This window comes from Bariatricus sp. HCP28S3_D3 (assembly GCF_052065755.1).
GTDB lineage: Bacteria > Bacillota > Clostridia > Lachnospirales > Lachnospiraceae > Allocoprococcus.
The window spans coordinates 210,341-226,518 of the sequence record NZ_JBQHTK010000002.1 but is presented as its reverse complement, the minus strand read 5'-3'; the positions used below and the strand labels follow the sequence as shown (position 1 = coordinate 226,518).

The following is a 16,178-nucleotide window of genomic DNA, read 5'->3' as shown; positions in this document are numbered from 1 at the left end:
GAAAAAGACCACTCCCCACTCGGACTGGCCTTTTCAATAAAAATTATTATTCAATTAGAAGCTAAGCAATGCTCCGATTATCGCAACAAAAACAAATATCATGACAATTGCAAAAGCAATCAGAGTCATAATCAGATATGCACGGCAGTAATTTCTACGATTCACATTGCCGTTCTTCTCAAATGCCCAGATACAGTAAATGATGATTCCAAAGCACGGTACTGCACCGATCAGCAAAGTAAGCAGCCACTCGCCCATAGAAAGCGGTGCTTCATTCGTCTGACGACCAGGATGGAAGTTGTAATTCTGATTATAGTTTATCTTCTGTGCCTGATTAGAATTTGTGTTATAATTCTGACCATTCTGGCTCTGATTCATATTGGGATCTGACGCACCGTTCGACTGACTGCCCGTCGCTCCTGTCTGCTGTGCATTTCCATAATATCCCATATTCGGATCTCCATAAGAATAATGTCCCGCTGTCTGCTGCTTATGTACTGTGTCCGCATTCGGATCCGTGTAAACCGGCTCTTCATCCGGTTTAACCTCCGTCTGTTCCAAAACAGGCTTCTCCTGCTGTGGTACAGTTACCGATGTGTCTTCCGTAATCTGTGCTTCTTCTGCTCCTACAGTACAGTTTCCATCAGCCTCCGTCAGTTCCGCCGGAGTACCTACCCCTTCCGGCTGCAAGTCCGGCTGTGTATCTAAAACGCTCTCTTCCTGCGATACCTTGTTCTCCAACTCGTTATCCATGGTATATTCCTCCTGTCATTCATCTACTTAAACTGGTATCATAATACCACAGCAAATATTAAAAAACAACATTCTTCACATACCTTTCACATTTCTCTTTCACTGGAAATGTACGCTTATACATTCCCTTTCCAAAGTCTGTATAACCGATACAGCCGGCTGCTCTCATCGTAACTCATCGGAGGTTCTCCCGGAAAATACCGTACCATCCGATACACATAAAACACCAGCATCCCGATCAGAATCACGATCAGACATTTCATCAGGATCTTGACATCCTTCTGGAGGATGTATCTTCGTATTCCAAATGCCGCAGCCCACATAAGAAGCACGTAGGAAAACGGATGAAATCTCCATGCGGATGCGAAATCTCCTCTCAGGATTGACAGCATCGCTCTCGTCATGCCGCAGCCCGGGCAAGGAAATCCGGTCAGGATCACACTGGGGCAGAGACTGTGAAGCACAAACTTTCCAAGAAGGAAATACAATACCAGAACAAGCAGCACAGGCCACAGGTTCCGGACATCCTGCCACACGAGCAGGAGTCCTTCTCCCATCACCTTCGCTGCTTTTTTTATTTGATGCTTCATATTATTTAATAATCTTCTTCGGACATTTTTCCGCACATTTTCCGCAGTTTGTACATTTTTCCGGGTCAATGTGGGCGATATTGCCTGTCACAGTCACTGCCTGGAATTCGCAGACCTTCTCGCACATCTTACATCCGATACATCCGACAGAGCATACGCTCATAACATCTTTTCCTTTATCTCTGGAGCTGCACTGAACCAGATGTTTCTGTTCGTATGGCACAATCTCAATCAGGCGTTTCGGACAGGCGCTCACACAGCTTCCGCAGGCTTTACATTTCTCCGGATCTACTACCGCAATGCCGTCTACCACATGAATCGCATCGAACTGACAGGCTTTTACACAGCTTCCAAATCCGAGACATCCGAAGCCACATCCTTTCGGACCGCCGTTCTGCATCTGGCTCGCCATAACACAGTCTTCAATTCCTGTATAGTCATAGGCCTGTTTTGCCTTGCCGCAGGTTCCGGCACATTTGACAAATGCAGTCTGACGGACCGTTTCTCCTGCGTCGGTTCCGAGAATTGCGGCAATCTTTTCTGCTACCGGAGCTCCTCCGACCGGACAGCGGTTATGTGGTGCCTCACCTTTCGTAATGGCTGCCGCAAGTCCTGAACATCCCGCGTATCCGCATCCGCCACAGTTATTGCCCGGCAGTGCTTCCAGAATTGCCTGTTCTGTTTCATCAACTTCTACCGCAAATTTTTTACCTGCAACTCCGAGGAAGACACCGATGAAAAGGCCGGTGCCGCCCACGATGAGTGCAGCAACTAAAATTCCTGTTATACTCATAATCCGGTCCTCCTATATGATTCCGGAGAATCCAAAGAACGCGATGGACATAAGTGCTGCCGTAAGCAGTACGATCGGTGTTCCCTGGAAAGACTCGCTGATATCATTGTATTCGATTTTCTCACGAACACCGGCCATGATGACGATGGCGATCGTGAATCCAAGTGCTGTTGCAAAACCATTTACCACACCTTCCAGAATGGTATATTCCTTCTGTACGTTCGTGAGTGCAACTCCAAGTACTGCACAGTTTGTTGTGATCAGCGGAAGATACACACCAAGTGCATTGTAAAGCGGAGGCATCGTTTTCTTCAGGAACATTTCTACAAACTGTACCAGTGCTGCAATGACAAGGATAAATACAATCGTCTGAAGGTATTCGAACCCTGTCGGCATCAAGATAAAACGGTAAATCAAACTGGTGATAAATGATGCAATCGTAATAACGAAGATAACGGCTCCTCCCATACCTGCAGCTGTCTCGATCTTCTTGGAAACTCCGAGGAACGGACAGATTCCCAGGAACTGGCTGAGGACTACGTTATTTACAAGTGCTGAACCAATCGCAATAATAAGTAATTCTTTCATCTCGTATTCCTCCTATTCTTTTTCCTGGCCTGTCGGGAAAACTTTTCCTTCACAGCCGCCGCATGACGCACATCCGCCTTCTGCACATCCCTGTGCTTTCGGAACTTCTTTGCCTTTTGCTGCCATCTTCTTCATGATCTTGCTGCGTGCTGCAACAAGGAACGCAAGTACCAGGAATGCACCAGGTGCAAGAATAAAGATGGTGACCGGCTCATAGAAACTCGGCATGATCTGGATTCCGAAGATTTTTCCGGATCCGATCAGTTCACGCACGATTGCGATACAGGTAAGACCAAATGTAAATCCAAGTCCCATTCCGATACCGTCAAAGATAGACGGAAGTACCGGATTCTTGGAAGCATAACTTTCTGCACGTCCCAGAATGATACAGTTTACTACGATCAGCGGGATATAGATTCCAAGCGAATCATACAGTGAAGGAACAAAGCCCTGCAGAAGGAACTGCACCATTGTTACAAATGATGCCACAATTACGATAAATGCAGGCATTCTGACTGAATCCGGAATTACTTTTCGGAGCATGGAAATCAGCATGTTCGAGAGTACCAGTACAACCGTAGTGGAAAGTCCCATTCCGATACCGTTGATCGCAGAAGTCGTTACCGCAAGTGTCGGACACATACCAAGCATCATGACGAAGGTCGGATTTTCTTTAATTAAACCATTATATAATCTTTCGGTACAACTATTCATTTCCACTACCTCCTAACGCATTCTGAAAATAACCAAGTGCTGTGTTGACGGCTCCGGTCACGGCACGGCTGGTGATCGTTGCACCACTGAGTGCATCAATCGGCTCACTCTCTCCGCCATCCTTGGCAACATAGAACTTGTCTGTCTTCTTCTCTGCATACTGATTATAGAATTCCGGCTCTGTCGCACGCATACCGAGACCTGCCGTCTCACCGATCGACAGAATGGAGATACCGTTCATGGTTCCGTCATTCATGATTCCAACAGAAATCTGAATATTTCCACCGTATCCGTCTTTATCTGTTGTAGTGATCACATATCCTGCTTCATCACCGCCCATTTTTGCCACATACACTTCATCGACCGTTGCATTGGTTCCCATGCTTTCTACCGCCTTCGCCGCCGCATCCGAATCAACTTCCACTTCTTCAAATGTATCTGCTTCCGGGAAAACCGTCTGGCAGGCTTCCTGCTTTGCATCAGCTTCTGCCTTTGCAATCGGATCTTTTGTTATTTCATATACCAGTCCGAGAGCCGTACCGGCAATCACGGTAATCGCGGTAAGGATCAATGTATTTTTTAATATTTTATTCATTATTTTTCTCCTCCTTTACCGAATGGTTTTGGAAGAGTAACTCTTTCGATCAGCGGAACCAAAAGGTTACTGAAGATGATCGCGTAGGATACGCCCTCTGCGGCCCCTCCGAACAAACGGAAGATTCCGGTCAGAACACCAAGAATGATTCCATATACGATCTGTCCCTTCTTCGTAATCGGCGATGTCACGTAATCGGTTGCCATGAACCACGCTCCAAGCATCAGACCGCCGCCGCAGAGCTGTGCTGTCATGTAAGGAATGTTGAAAAATCCGATTCCATCAACAAATCCGCCGAAAATTCCAATGAATAATGCAAATGTCACGATATAAGTTCCCGGAATACGAAGATCGATAATTCCCATAAGAATCAGAATAATCGCGCCAATCATAATTGCGATCACAGAAGTCTCACCGATCATTCCTCCGATCTTTCCAAGGAGCATATCCATGCTGTTCACTCCTGCCAGTGCACTGTTGCCTGCTTCCACATTTGCGCGGATAGCCGCAAGCGGTGTGGCACCTGAAATCCCGTCATATGTAAAGGATGTCATTCTGCCGGTAAAAGAAATCAGCAGGAAACATCTTGCAGCAAGTGCCGGGTTCATAAAGTTCTGTCCCAGTCCTCCAAACAGCTGCTTTACGACCAGGATTGCAAATACGCTTCCGAGAACTCCCATCCAAAGTGGTGCTGTCGGCGGAAGGTTCAGTGCAAGCAGAAGTCCTGTGACAACTGCACTGAAATCTTTGATCGTGATCGGTTTGTGCATCAGTTTCTCATAAATATATTCCGTAAGTACTGCTGCTGCTGTCGTCACGATCACAACAAGCCATGCATGTGTGTCACGGAAATTATAGATTCCAAAGGCGGTCGCCGGCAGAAGTGCGATTGCAACCCACATCATAATATTACTGGTCGTCGCTTTGGAACGAATATGTGGTGAAGATGAAATTTTCAATTGTTCACTCACTTTTGTTCACCTCTTCCTCTCTGTACTGTTCTATTTTTTCTTTTTATTTGCAAGTGCAGTCTTTCTCATGGAGCCGATTGCCTGCTTCAGATGGCGCTTTGCCGGACAGACATAACTGCATGAACCACATTCCACACATTCCAGTCCGTTCATCTTGACAAATCCTGCTTCATCATGACGTTCTGCAAGATCCGCAAGTCTGGACGGTATGATTCGGCTTGGGCAGGCCTCCACACATCTTCCGCAGTTGATACATGCGGTCGCCGTACTTGCAGATACTTCGTCTTTGGAAAGACAGAGAATAGAAGACGATGTTTTCGTAATCGGTGTGTCAAGCGTATACATGGCAAATCCCATCATCGGTCCGCCGGAAATCACCTTTTCGCATCCTTCCTTCAATCCGCCTGCTGCTTCTACCAATTCTCTCTGATTGGTACCAAAAAGGACTTTATAATTTCCCGGATTTGCAACGCCGTCACCACTCACGGTCACAACACGCTCCATAGACGGGATTCCCTTCACAACCGCGTTGTAAATACTGATGACAGTTTCTACATTGTCCACCACACATCCTGCGTCGGCCGGGAGCATCGTAGAGTTGATGGCGCGTCCAGTGGTTGCATAGATCAGCTGACGTTCTGCACCCTGCGGATATTTTGTCATCAATGTCTTTACTTCCATACGCGGTTCGTCTTTAACCAGTTCTTTGAGTTTTGCGATACAATCCGGTTTGTTATCTTCCACACCAAAAATACCTTTTGCATTGTCAAACAACTTGAGAATAACTTTCATGCCTTCTACCAGAAGTTCCGGAGTCTCCATCATCCTTCTGTAGTCTGCCGTGATATACGGTTCACATTCTGCACAGTTCGCTATGATGTAATCGATCTTCTCCGGTTCTTTCGGTGAGAGCTTCACACGGGTCGGGAATCCGGCCCCACCCATACCTACAATACCGGCATTCGCGATCATATTCAGAATCTCTTCTTTTGTCAGTTCTGAAAGTGGTTTTACCGGAGGATATTCCACCTCTTCATACTGACCATCATTTTCAATTACAATGCAATTCACTTTTGCACCGGTCGGGTTCACATGCGGCTCAATTGCTTTTACAGTTCCCGACACGGACGCATAAATCGGCGCAGATACAAATCCACCCGCTTCGGCAATCATCTGCCCTTTCAGGACATGATCGCCTTTTTTGACAACCGGGCTTGCCGGCGCCCCGATGTGTTGGGAAAGCGGATACACAAGATCGCCTTTCGGCAACAGTTCTACAATTTCCTTGTCCTTTGCAAAGCTTTTGCCGTCATTCGGATGAACTCCGCCTTTAAATGTCAAAAGTCCCATAATCAATTTCCTTCCTTCCTTATTTCTCCTTGTTGACTTGCTCTAACTATACCGAAAACTCAAGAACAATTCCAGTAAAATGCACAAATTTATTGTACATTTTGAGAAACATCTTGATGTTTTTTTAACATTTTATAGACGCAAAAAGAGACTGTTTCCAGTCTCTTTTTGTATAAAAATCCCATCATATTCACTTGAATTTTCTAAAATTCTATTCTTCAACCGGTGCTTCCGCTGCCTGCACTTCTGCATTCTCCAGTGCTTTCATGCTAAGGCTGATCTTCTTCTCAGCTTCATTCAAATCTACAACCTTAGCTGTAATCTCCTGACCAACAGAAAGAACATCAGACGGCTTCTCAACATGTGCTCTGGAAATCTGAGATACATGAAGTAATGCGTCAACACCAGGTGCCAGCTCAACAAATGCGCCAAAATCAGTCATTCTTGCCACTTTTCCGGTTACTTCTTTACCTACAGCGTAATCTTCTGCTGCATTTGCCCACGGATTTGTCTCCGGGAATTTCAAGCTGAGCGCAATCTTTGTATCGCGGATATCTTTCACAAGTACTTTCAGAGTCTCACCTACTGTAAATACTTTCTTCGGATTTTCTACTCTTCCCCAAGACATCTCAGAAATATGAAGCAATCCGTCCACTCCGCCGAGATCGATAAATGCACCGAAGTCTGTCACGTTTTTAACAGTACCCTCAACCGTATCGCCAACTTTCAGCTTTGCAAAGAGCTCTTTCTGCTTCTCAGCCTTCTCTGCTACGAGCAATTGTCTTCTATCACCGATGATACGATTTCTTCTCGGATTGAACTCGCTGATCACAAACTCAATCTCCTGATCCTGATACTTTGATAAATCTTTCTCATAAGTATCTGACACAAGACTTGCAGGAATAAATACTCTTGCTTCATCTACAACAACACTTAATCCGCCGCCAAGGATCTGTGTAACGGTTGCTTTCAGAACTTCTTTGTTCTCGAATGCTTCTTTTAATCTTTCATTGCCCTTCTCAGCTGCAAGTCTCTTGTATGTAAGAAGAACCTGTCCTTCTCCATCATTTACTTTCAGCACTTTTACAGTCATTGTGTCTCCAACAGATACAACTGTTGTAAGGTCTAATCCTGACTCATTCGTGTATTCACTTCTGGTGATGATACCGTCGGCCTTGTATCCGATATTCAGAATAATCTCGTCCGGTTTCACATCGATTACAGTGCCATCTACAACCTCTCCATTATGAATTGTTTTAAATGATTCTTCTAACATTTGTTCAAAAGTTAATTCTGACATTATTTTGAACCTCCTCAATTATATTGTTGGGCGTGGATGCCCCTGCTGTAATACCTACTGTTTCCACGGACCTTAATTGATTCGTATCCAAATCGCCAAGTGTCTGTATATAGTACGTATTGTTACATGCTTTTTTACATATTTCAAATAGCTTTTGGGTATTGGAACTATGCTTGTCACCGATTACAATCATAGCATCCACCTCTTCCGCAATGCTCCTGGCTTCTGTCTGACGCTCCTTCGTAGCATTGCAAATCGTATTTAAAACACTTATATCATAACCCTTTTCTGAAATAATTTCAACTAAATCTTTGAATTTATTGTAATTAAATGTCGTTTGTGCCACTACACAGACTTTCTGTCTACATGGTATCGCATTCCCACAAGAATTCAGCGAAAATTTTTGTGCTTCCTCCGCATTCTGAATCACGCTTACATTATCCTTAGCCCATCCGCGGATTCCCTGCACTTCCGGATGCTCTGGATCTCCGACAATCACAATATAGCTTCCTCTTTCACTTTCTTCTGATACAATTTTATGAATCCTTTTGACAAACGGACAGGTGGCATCCACATATGAAACTCCCCTCTTCTCCAGCATGTCACAAATTCTTTTGGGAACACCATGTGATCGTATGATCACAAGACCCTCTGTCAGTTTTTCCAGTTCTTCCTCACTTCGTATTACTTTTACCCCGCGTTCTTCCAAATCCTTCACAACTTCTTCATTATGGATAATCGGACCATATGTATATATCTGCTTTTCTGTTTCCAGTTCAAGCTGTTTATATACTGTTTCCACTGCCCGCTTTACTCCAAAACAGAAGCCGGCACTCTTCGCTGTTATTACTCTCATCTGACGATTTTCCTTTCTACATGAATTATTACAACTGCTTTTTCTCATATGCATGGTAACTAAAAATCCTGACAGATAGTTCTGCCAGGATTCCGACTCTTTTTTCTCAATGTTTTTTTACCAGTATCTTCTGTACCATGGATTTCCGTATACACTCTGGATTTTTACTACGTCTCCCGGTTCCGGTGCATGAATCATCTGACCGTTACCGATGTAGATTCCAACATGTCCGGAATAACATACAATATCACCCGGCAGCGGGCTGGAAACCGCTTTGCCGCCTGCCCCCTGATCACCTGATACTCTTGGAATCGAGATTCCAGCTACTCTGTGGCAGTACTGGGTAAGTCCGGAACAGTCAAGGCCGACACCCGGGCTTGTCCCGCCCCACACATACGGCGTTCCAAGCTGACTGTATGCCGCGTTCACGATTACCTGTGCCACACTGGTATCGCCCGTTCCGCCTCCGCTTGTACTGCTGCTTCCGCCATTGTTCGACGGGGTACTCGGCTTCGAAGTATTATTGTTACTATTATTGTTACTATTATTGTTACTATTATTATTGTTACTATTATTATTACTGTTATTCTTGTTGCTGTTATTCTTCTCAGCAGCAGCTGCTGCTTCCGCCGCCTCACGTTCTTTGCGTGCCTTTTCTTCTGCTTCCTTAGCCGCAGCTTCTACTGCCGCCTGGAATTGCGCATCGAGATCTGCAACCTCTTCTTTCTTCTCTTCCAGAGTCGCATTCAAGGATTCCTTCTTAGCCGTAAATTCTTCCTGTGTCGCCTCGAGCTCCTTCTGCTCTTCTTCAAGCTGTTCCTTCAAATCAGCAATCTTTTCTTTTGTCTCAACATATTCATTGAGCTGATCTCTGTCATATTTATGTACATTCTGAATATACTCAGCCTGACTCAGCATCTCACCGATGCTTCCGGAAGTAAATATCTTCTCCAGCACTGTATTATTGCCTTCTTCGTACATATACTTGATACGAAGCTTCATGGCCTCATACTGTTCTTTCTCTTTTTCCTCAGCTTCCGCCAGATCTTCAGTCGCCTGTGTGATCTGTTCTCCGGTTGCAATCAGCTGGCGTTCCAGATCATTAATCTCTGTAAGCACTTCAGTCAACTGGCTCTGAAGAGAATTGACCTGACTCTGTACCGAATCTCTCTGTTCCTTAATCGTATCCGCATCCGGAGCAGCGCCCACGGTTGTTACAATACAAGAACTCACAACAAGCGATGCTACGAGTGTACGAAAAAATTTATTCTTCATATTGTTACCCACCTTATTCTATTAAAATCTAAAATTTATACCCCATACGAATTAAGCATACACTAAACGACACATATTTTCAAGGCTTTTCGTATCAGAGTATCTCAGTTTCTTAAAACTTCCTTAATTATTCTTTTAATCAAAACTATTATATAGCAACTCTCAAAGATTTGCAATATTTTTTAACATTTATGTAACATTTTTATAAAGCATTTATATAAAGAAAAAGAGAGACCTGTTTTTACTCAAGTCTCTCTCCTATTTTATTGTACATAAAGATTCGTATATCGCATCAGATCCAGATCCACCTGGCAGGCCGCTTCGCGGCCTTCCCGGATTGCCCAGACAACCAGAGACTGCCCGCGATGCATATCTCCAGCTGTAAATACATTTTTCACATTCGTTTTGTATTCTCCCGGCTCAGTCTTGACATTCGTTCTTTCATTGACTTCGACGCCAAATGCTTTGGTTACGTAATCCTGGCTCCCCAGAAATCCTGCCGCGATCAGGACAAGATCTACTTCGACCGTGTATTCACTTCCTGCGACCTCCGCCATCATCATCCGCCCGGTCTTTTCATCTTTTTTGCTTTCCAGCTTTACAAGAACAGCTTTACAAAGATTTCCGTTTTTATCTTTAATAAATTCTTTGACTGTTGTCTGATAGATTCTCGGATCATTTCCCCAGACAGCTGCAGCCTCCTCCTGACCGTAATCCGTCTTGCAGATTCTCGGCCACTCCGGCCACGGATTACTCTCCGCTCTCTCATCCGGGAGTTTCGGCATCATCTCGACCTGAAGCACAGATTTGGCACCATGGCGCACAGCAGTACCAACACAGTCATTTCCGGTATCCCCGCCGCCAATGACCATAACTTTCTTGCCCTTTGCAGAAATGTATTCTCCCTCTTTCAGCTTCATACCATGATTCCACAGGCATTTCGTTGTGGATTTCAGGAAATCTACAGCAAAATAAATTCCTTTTGCATCTCTTCCCGGCACTTTGATATCTCTTGGATTTGAAGCTCCACAGGCAAGTACAACGCGGTCATAATTTTTCAAAATCTCAGATGCTTTCACTGTTTTTCCCACATCGCATCCCGTTTTGAAAATGACGCCTTCCTCTTCCATCACTGCAACCTTTCGATCAATCACCTGCTTTTCCAGTTTCATATTCGGAATTCCATAACGAAGCAAACCGCCTATTTTATCTTCTCTTTCAAATACGGTAACGGTATGACCGCGACGGTTCAGCTGATCCGCAACCGCAAGTCCGGAAGGCCCCGAACCGATCACAGCCACCTTTTTCCCGGTACGTACTTTCGGCGGGCGCGCTTTTGCGTATCCCTTTTCATAGGCATTTTCAATGATTCCATATTCATTTGCTTTCGTAGTTACTGCATCTCCATGAAGGCCGCAGGTACATGCCGCCTCACAAAGTGCCGGACACACTCTGGATGTAAATTCCGGGAAATTATTGGTTTTCACCAATCGATAATATGCTTTCTCCCAGTTCCCGTGATAGATCAGATCATTCCATTCCGGCACCAGATTATGAAGCGGACATCCACTTGCCATCCCCATAATCATCTGCCCTGACTGGCAGAAAGGAACGCCGCATGACATGCATCTTGCTCCCTGAATTTCCTGTTCCTCCTTAGACAGAGGCGTGTGGAACTCACAAAAATGTTTGATTCTGCTCATCGGCGACTCACATTTCTGGTCGCATCTCTCATAATCCATAAATCCTGTTGCTTTTCCCACTGTTTTCGCCCCCTATCTTCCATTTTTAATCGCATAAAATGCTTCAATTTTTGCCTGTTCACTACTGAATCCTTTTTCTTCCATCTGGAGAATCATAGTCAGCATCTTTTCATAATCATGTGGAATGACTTTCTTGAATTTCGGAAGATATTCTTTAAAATGCTCCAGAATCTTTCTTCCCATTTCCGAATTTGTATTTGCCACATGCTCCTCGATCATTTCCTTGAGTTCAGAAACATCTGCTTTCGAGGTAATATGCTCAATATTTACCATCTCTTTATTTACTTTGGTGTAAAGGTCACTGTTTTCATCCAATACATATGCCACACCACCGCTCATGCCGGCCGCAAAATTCTTTCCGGTCTGTCCAAGAATCACCACACGTCCGCCGGTCATGTATTCACATCCATGATCACCGACACCTTCTACCACTGCAGTTGCACCGGAATTTCTTACGCAGAAACGTTCTCCCGCAAGTCCGTTTATAAATGCTTTTCCACTGGTGGCACCATAAAGTGCAACGTTACCTATTATAATATTCTCATTTGCCTTGAACTTCGCTTCCTTCGGTGGATAAACGATCAGTTTACCTCCGGACAGCCCTTTTCCGAAATAATCATTACTGTCACCAGTCAACTGAAGCGTCAGCCCTGACGGTATAAATGCGCCAAATGACTGTCCGCCGGCTCCGTGACACTTGATTACATAACTGTCTTCCGGGAGTCCCTCCGGATAACGTCTGGTGATCTCTGAGCCAAAAATGGTTCCAAAGGTACGGTTTACATTGGACACTTCAAGTTCCAGGGTTCTCTTTTCCTTCTTTTCCAGAGACGGCAGAAGTTCTTTTACAAGCACCTTCATATCCATCGTCTTTTCCAGTTCAAAGTCGTACTTTTTCTTCGGATTGAAGATCATGCCGCTTTTTTCTTTCGCGTATGGATTGTAAAGGATCCTTGACAGATCCAGCGTAGCCGCACGCGCAGAAGTGGGAACGTCTCTTACTTTCAGGAGATCGGTGCGTCCTACCAGTTCATCTACTTTACGCACTCCCAGTTTTGCCATGTATTCCCGAAGCTCTTCCGCGATGAAACGCATGAAATTGATCACATACTCCGGCTTTCCTGCGAATCGTTTCCGCAGCTCCGGATTCTGGGTTGCAATGCCGACCGGACAGGTATCCAGGTTACATACTCTCATCATAACGCATCCCATTGTTACCAGCGGTGCCGTTGCAAATCCGAATTCTTCAGCACCAAGAAGTGCTGCGATCGCCACATCACGCCCGCTCATTAATTTTCCGTCTGTCTCAATCCGTACACGTTCACGAAGACCGTTCTGGATCAGGGTCTGATGTGTTTCTGCGAGTCCCAGTTCCCACGGAAGTCCTGCATTATGGATGGAACTTCTCGGCGCCGCTCCGGTTCCTCCGTCATATCCGGAAATCAGGATCAGCCCTGCTCCCGCTTTTGCAACGCCGGCAGCGACCGTACCTACCCCTGCTTCGGATACCAGTTTTACAGAAATTCTCGCATCCTTATTGGCATTTTTACAGTCATAAATAAGCTGTGCCAGATCCTCGATGGAATATATATCATGATGCGGCGGCGGTGAGATCAGTCCCACTCCCGGTGTAGAATGCCTGGTTTTGGCAATCCACGGATATACTTTTCCACCCGGAAGATGTCCGCCTTCTCCAGGTTTTGCCCCCTGTGCCATCTTGATCTGAATTTCTTTGGCGCTGACCAGATAACGGGAAGTTACACCGAACCTTCCACTTGCGACCTGCTTGATTGCAGAACATTTATCGCTGTCCAGACGTTCGATATCTTCTCCGCCTTCTCCACTGTTTGATTTACCATGAAGAGCGTTCATAGCAAGTGCCAGCGTCTCATGTGCTTCTTTGGAAATGGATCCATAGGACATCGCACCGGTCTTAAAGCGCTTCACGATTTCATCCACACTTTCTACTTCTTCCAGCGGAACTCCTTTCTTTGGGAAATTAAAATCCATCTGTCCACGTAAGGTGATACCACGTGACTCTTCGTCTACCATTTCCGTATACTGCTTGAACATCTGATAGTCTCCACGTTTTGTGGACTGCTGCAGCATATGAATCGTGCGTGGATTATACAGATGCTTCTCCCCTCCGCTCTTGGATTTATGCTGTCCTACACTGTTCAAAGTCAGATCTACATCCAGCCCCAATGGATCAAATGCAGCAAAGTGTCTTGCCATATAATCCTGCGCGATTTCTTCAATTCCGATACCGCCCACACGGCTGACAGTTCCGGTAAAATATTTATCAATGAACTGCGCCTTCAGACCGATTGCCTCAAAGATCATAGATCCCTGGTAAGACTGGATCGTAGAGATTCCCATCTTAGACGCAATCTTGATAATACCGCTGATCACTGCCTCATTATAATCATTTACCGCAGCATAATAATCTTTCTGAAGCATTCCTTCGTCAATCAGCTGGCGGATCGATTCATGGGCAAGATACGGATTGATTGCAGAGGCTCCATAACCCAGCAGGGTTGCAAAATGATGTACCTCTCTCGGCTCACCGGTTTCCATGATTACAGCAACACTCGTACGCTTCTTAGTACGCACCAGATGCTGATGCACTGCGGAAGTAGCCAAAAGTGAAGGCATAGCAATATGGTATTCATCTACACCACGATCACTTAAGATCAGGATATTCGCGCCGTCACGGATTGCACGATCCACCTGGATAAACAAATAATCAATCGCTTTTTCCAGGCTGGAATTTTTAAAATACGTGGTCGAAATTTCCACCACTTTAAAGCCTTCCACTTTCATATTTTTAATTTTCAGAAGATCCGTATTTGTGAGGATCGGATCATTGATCTTCAGGACATGACAGTTTTCTTCCTTCTCTTCCAGAAGGTTCCCGTCCCTGCCGACATAGACGCTGGTTGATGTCACTACTTTTTCGCGGATCGCATCAATTGGCGGATTGGTTACCTGTGCAAAAATCTGTTTAAAATATCCAAACAAGGACTGATGTTTCTCGGAGAGGACTGCCAGTGGTGCATCAATTCCCATTGCACCGATACTTTCACTTCCGTTTTTCGCCATATTCAGCACAGAAGAATTTACTTCTTCATAAGAATATCCAAATGCTTTCTGAAGCTTCTGGCATTCTTCTTTCGTATATTCCGGAACCTTCAGATTTGGAATCTTCAGATCTTTCAGACAAACAAGATTATTGTCAAGCCATTCACCATAAGGCTGTGATGCTGCATATCCTTCTTTCAGTTCATCGTCATCGATCACTTTACCCTGAACCGTATCTACAAGTAGCATTTTACCAGGATGGATTCGCTCCTTGACTACGATCTTCTCCGGCGGGATATCCAGCACGCCAACTTCAGAAGAAAGGATCAGCGTATCATCATCGGTGATATAGTATCGGGATGGTCTAAGTCCATTTCTATCCAAAACCGCACCCATACAGTCTCCATCGGAGAAAAGGATCGATGCAGGTCCGTCCCAAGGTTCCATCATCGTCGCATAATATTGATAAAAATCCTTCTTTTTCTGAGACATCGTTCGGTTGTTCGCCCATGGCTCCGGAATCGAGATCATAACCGCAAGCGGGAGAGGCATCCCGCTCATTACCATGAACTCCAAAGCGTTATCTAACATGGCAGAATCTGATCCCGCAATATTGATCGCAGGAAGAACCTTATAGAGCTCTCCTTTGAGGTATTCAGATTCCATATTTTCTTCTCTGGCGCGCATCTTATCTGCATTTCCACGTATCGTGTTGATCTCTCCGTTATGCACTATGAATCGGTTCGGATGTGCCCGCTCCCAGCTCGGATTCGTATTGGTACTGAAACGGGAATGTACCACCGCGATCGCAGATTCATAATCCGGATCCTGAAGATCTTCAAAGAATCGCCGCAGCTGTTTGACCAGGAACATTCCTTTGTAGACGATCGTCCTGCTGGAAAGGGATGCCACATATGTATCATCACTGCTCTGCTCAAACACACGCCTTACCACATACAGACGGCGGTCAAAGTCCAGACCTTTCTCAATCTTCTCCGGGCGCTCAATGAACCCCTGCATAATGCACGGCATACACTCAACTGCCTTTTTCCCGAGAATTTCCTGATGAATCGGGACCTCTCTCCATCCAAGAAACTTCAGGCCTTCTCTTCTTGCAATGACTTCAAAAATATTCTTTGCCTGGTTTCTCTTCAGTTCATCCTGAGGGAAGAAAAACATACCTACACCATAATCTCTCTCAGAACCTAAAAAGATGCCGAGGGGTTCACAGACCTTGGAGAAAAACTTATGTGAAATCTGTAACAGAATTCCAACTCCGTCTCCGGTCTTCCCTTCGGCATCCTTGCCAGCTCTATGTTCTAGGTTTTCAACTATCTTCAGCGCATTGGCGACTGTCTCATGGCTTTTCCTTCCCTTGATATCCACAACTGCTCCAATTCCGCAGTTGTCATGCTCAAAATCCGGGCTGTACAAACCATCCTGCATATTCATTTTTTGACTACTCATATATCCTGCCCTTTCTGAAATCATGTTACTTTTTCTGGTTACATTTTATATTTCACCACTATACAACATTTATTTCAAAAAG

General features: G+C 45.0%; 13 protein-coding genes. All 13 read right to left on the bottom strand.

The features are described from left to right. Positions 1 to 54: 54 nt before the first annotated feature. The gene (locus tag ACTNB3_RS03385) at positions 55 to 753 is read right to left on the bottom strand and encodes a hypothetical protein (protein WP_441024511.1); all 699 of its coding nucleotides are present in this window, start codon (positions 751 to 753) and stop codon (positions 55 to 57) included. A gap of 116 nt (positions 754 to 869) precedes the next feature. Then, a complete protein-coding gene (locus tag ACTNB3_RS03380; protein WP_441015967.1) occupies positions 870 to 1,343 on the bottom strand; it encodes a DUF2752 domain-containing protein in 474 nt (157 codons plus the stop codon). Position 1,344: 1 nt separating this feature from the next. After that, positions 1,345 to 2,136: an RnfABCDGE type electron transport complex subunit B gene (locus tag ACTNB3_RS03375; RefSeq protein ID WP_441024510.1), complete on the bottom strand. Its 792-nt coding sequence runs from the start codon at positions 2,134 to 2,136 to the stop codon at positions 1,345 to 1,347. A gap of 12 nt (positions 2,137 to 2,148) precedes the next feature. After that, positions 2,149 to 2,724: an electron transport complex subunit RsxA gene (rsxA, locus tag ACTNB3_RS03370; RefSeq protein ID WP_427806368.1), complete on the bottom strand. Its 576-nt coding sequence runs from the start codon at positions 2,722 to 2,724 to the stop codon at positions 2,149 to 2,151. Positions 2,725 to 2,736: 12 nt separating this feature from the next. Further along, positions 2,737 to 3,438: an electron transport complex subunit RsxE gene (gene rsxE, locus ACTNB3_RS03365; protein ID WP_441024509.1), complete on the bottom strand. Its 702-nt coding sequence runs from the start codon at positions 3,436 to 3,438 to the stop codon at positions 2,737 to 2,739. Further along, positions 3,431 to 4,033: an RnfABCDGE type electron transport complex subunit G gene (locus ACTNB3_RS03360; RefSeq protein ID WP_441024508.1), complete on the bottom strand. Its 603-nt coding sequence runs from the start codon at positions 4,031 to 4,033 to the stop codon at positions 3,431 to 3,433. The genes rsxE and ACTNB3_RS03360 overlap by 8 nt, the downstream gene beginning before the upstream one ends. Then, positions 4,033 to 5,004, bottom strand: coding sequence for an RnfABCDGE type electron transport complex subunit D (locus ACTNB3_RS03355; protein WP_441024507.1), 972 nt, complete (start codon positions 5,002 to 5,004; stop codon positions 4,033 to 4,035). The genes ACTNB3_RS03360 and ACTNB3_RS03355 overlap by 1 nt, the downstream gene beginning before the upstream one ends. A gap of 30 nt (positions 5,005 to 5,034) precedes the next feature. After that, positions 5,035 to 6,354, bottom strand: coding sequence for an electron transport complex subunit RsxC (gene rsxC / locus ACTNB3_RS03350; protein WP_441015964.1), 1,320 nt, complete (start codon positions 6,352 to 6,354; stop codon positions 5,035 to 5,037). Between the two features lie 211 nt (positions 6,355 to 6,565). After that, positions 6,566 to 7,654 carry a 30S ribosomal protein S1 gene (gene rpsA, locus ACTNB3_RS03345; RefSeq protein WP_427819218.1) on the bottom strand — a complete coding sequence of 363 codons (1,089 nt, stop codon included), beginning with the start codon at positions 7,652 to 7,654 and terminating at the stop codon, positions 6,566 to 6,568. After that, on the bottom strand, positions 7,635 to 8,510 hold the full coding sequence (ispH, locus tag ACTNB3_RS03340; protein ID WP_427806374.1) for a 4-hydroxy-3-methylbut-2-enyl diphosphate reductase: 876 nt from the start codon (positions 8,508 to 8,510) through the stop codon (positions 7,635 to 7,637). The genes rpsA and ispH overlap by 20 nt, the downstream gene beginning before the upstream one ends. A 117-nt stretch (positions 8,511 to 8,627) precedes the next feature. Then, positions 8,628 to 9,785 (bottom strand): NlpC/P60 family protein, encoded by a 1,158-nt coding sequence (locus tag ACTNB3_RS03335; RefSeq protein WP_441024506.1) that lies wholly within the window; start codon positions 9,783 to 9,785, stop codon positions 8,628 to 8,630. Positions 9,786 to 10,048: 263 nt separating this feature from the next. Continuing rightward, entirely contained in the window at positions 10,049 to 11,548 is a 1,500-nt protein-coding gene (locus ACTNB3_RS03330) for a glutamate synthase subunit beta (RefSeq protein WP_441024504.1), read from the bottom strand. Positions 11,549 to 11,560: 12 nt separating this feature from the next. Beyond that, a complete protein-coding gene (gene gltB / locus ACTNB3_RS03325; RefSeq protein ID WP_427819213.1) occupies positions 11,561 to 16,096 on the bottom strand; it encodes a glutamate synthase large subunit in 4,536 nt (1,511 codons plus the stop codon). Positions 16,097 to 16,178: the final 82 nt, after the last annotated feature.

What these genes read in the sequence shown, in the direction of transcription:
- ACTNB3_RS03335 (WP_441024506.1), bottom strand. Translation starts at nt 9,785, where the DNA reads ATGAAGAATAAATTTTTTCGTACACTCGTAGCATCGCTTGTTGTGAGT.
- rsxE (WP_441024509.1), bottom strand. Translation starts at nt 3,438, where the DNA reads ATGAATAGTTGTACCGAAAGATTATATAATGGTTTAATTAAAGAAAAT.
- rsxC (WP_441015964.1), bottom strand. Translation starts at nt 6,354, where the DNA reads ATGGGACTTTTGACATTTAAAGGCGGAGTTCATCCGAATGACGGCAAA.
- rsxA (WP_427806368.1), bottom strand. Translation starts at nt 2,724, where the DNA reads ATGAAAGAATTACTTATTATTGCGATTGGTTCAGCACTTGTAAATAAC.
- ispH (WP_427806374.1), bottom strand. Translation starts at nt 8,510, where the DNA reads ATGAGAGTAATAACAGCGAAGAGTGCCGGCTTCTGTTTTGGAGTAAAG.
- ACTNB3_RS03380 (WP_441015967.1), bottom strand. Translation starts at nt 1,343, where the DNA reads ATGAAGCATCAAATAAAAAAAGCAGCGAAGGTGATGGGAGAAGGACTC.
- ACTNB3_RS03360 (WP_441024508.1), bottom strand. Translation starts at nt 4,033, where the DNA reads ATGAATAAAATATTAAAAAATACATTGATCCTTACCGCGATTACCGTG.
- gltB (WP_427819213.1), bottom strand. Translation starts at nt 16,096, where the DNA reads ATGAGTAGTCAAAAAATGAATATGCAGGATGGTTTGTACAGCCCGGAT.
- rpsA (WP_427819218.1), bottom strand. Translation starts at nt 7,654, where the DNA reads ATGTCAGAATTAACTTTTGAACAAATGTTAGAAGAATCATTTAAAACA.
- ACTNB3_RS03385 (WP_441024511.1), bottom strand. Translation starts at nt 753, where the DNA reads ATGGATAACGAGTTGGAGAACAAGGTATCGCAGGAAGAGAGCGTTTTA.
- ACTNB3_RS03375 (WP_441024510.1), bottom strand. Translation starts at nt 2,136, where the DNA reads ATGAGTATAACAGGAATTTTAGTTGCTGCACTCATCGTGGGCGGCACC.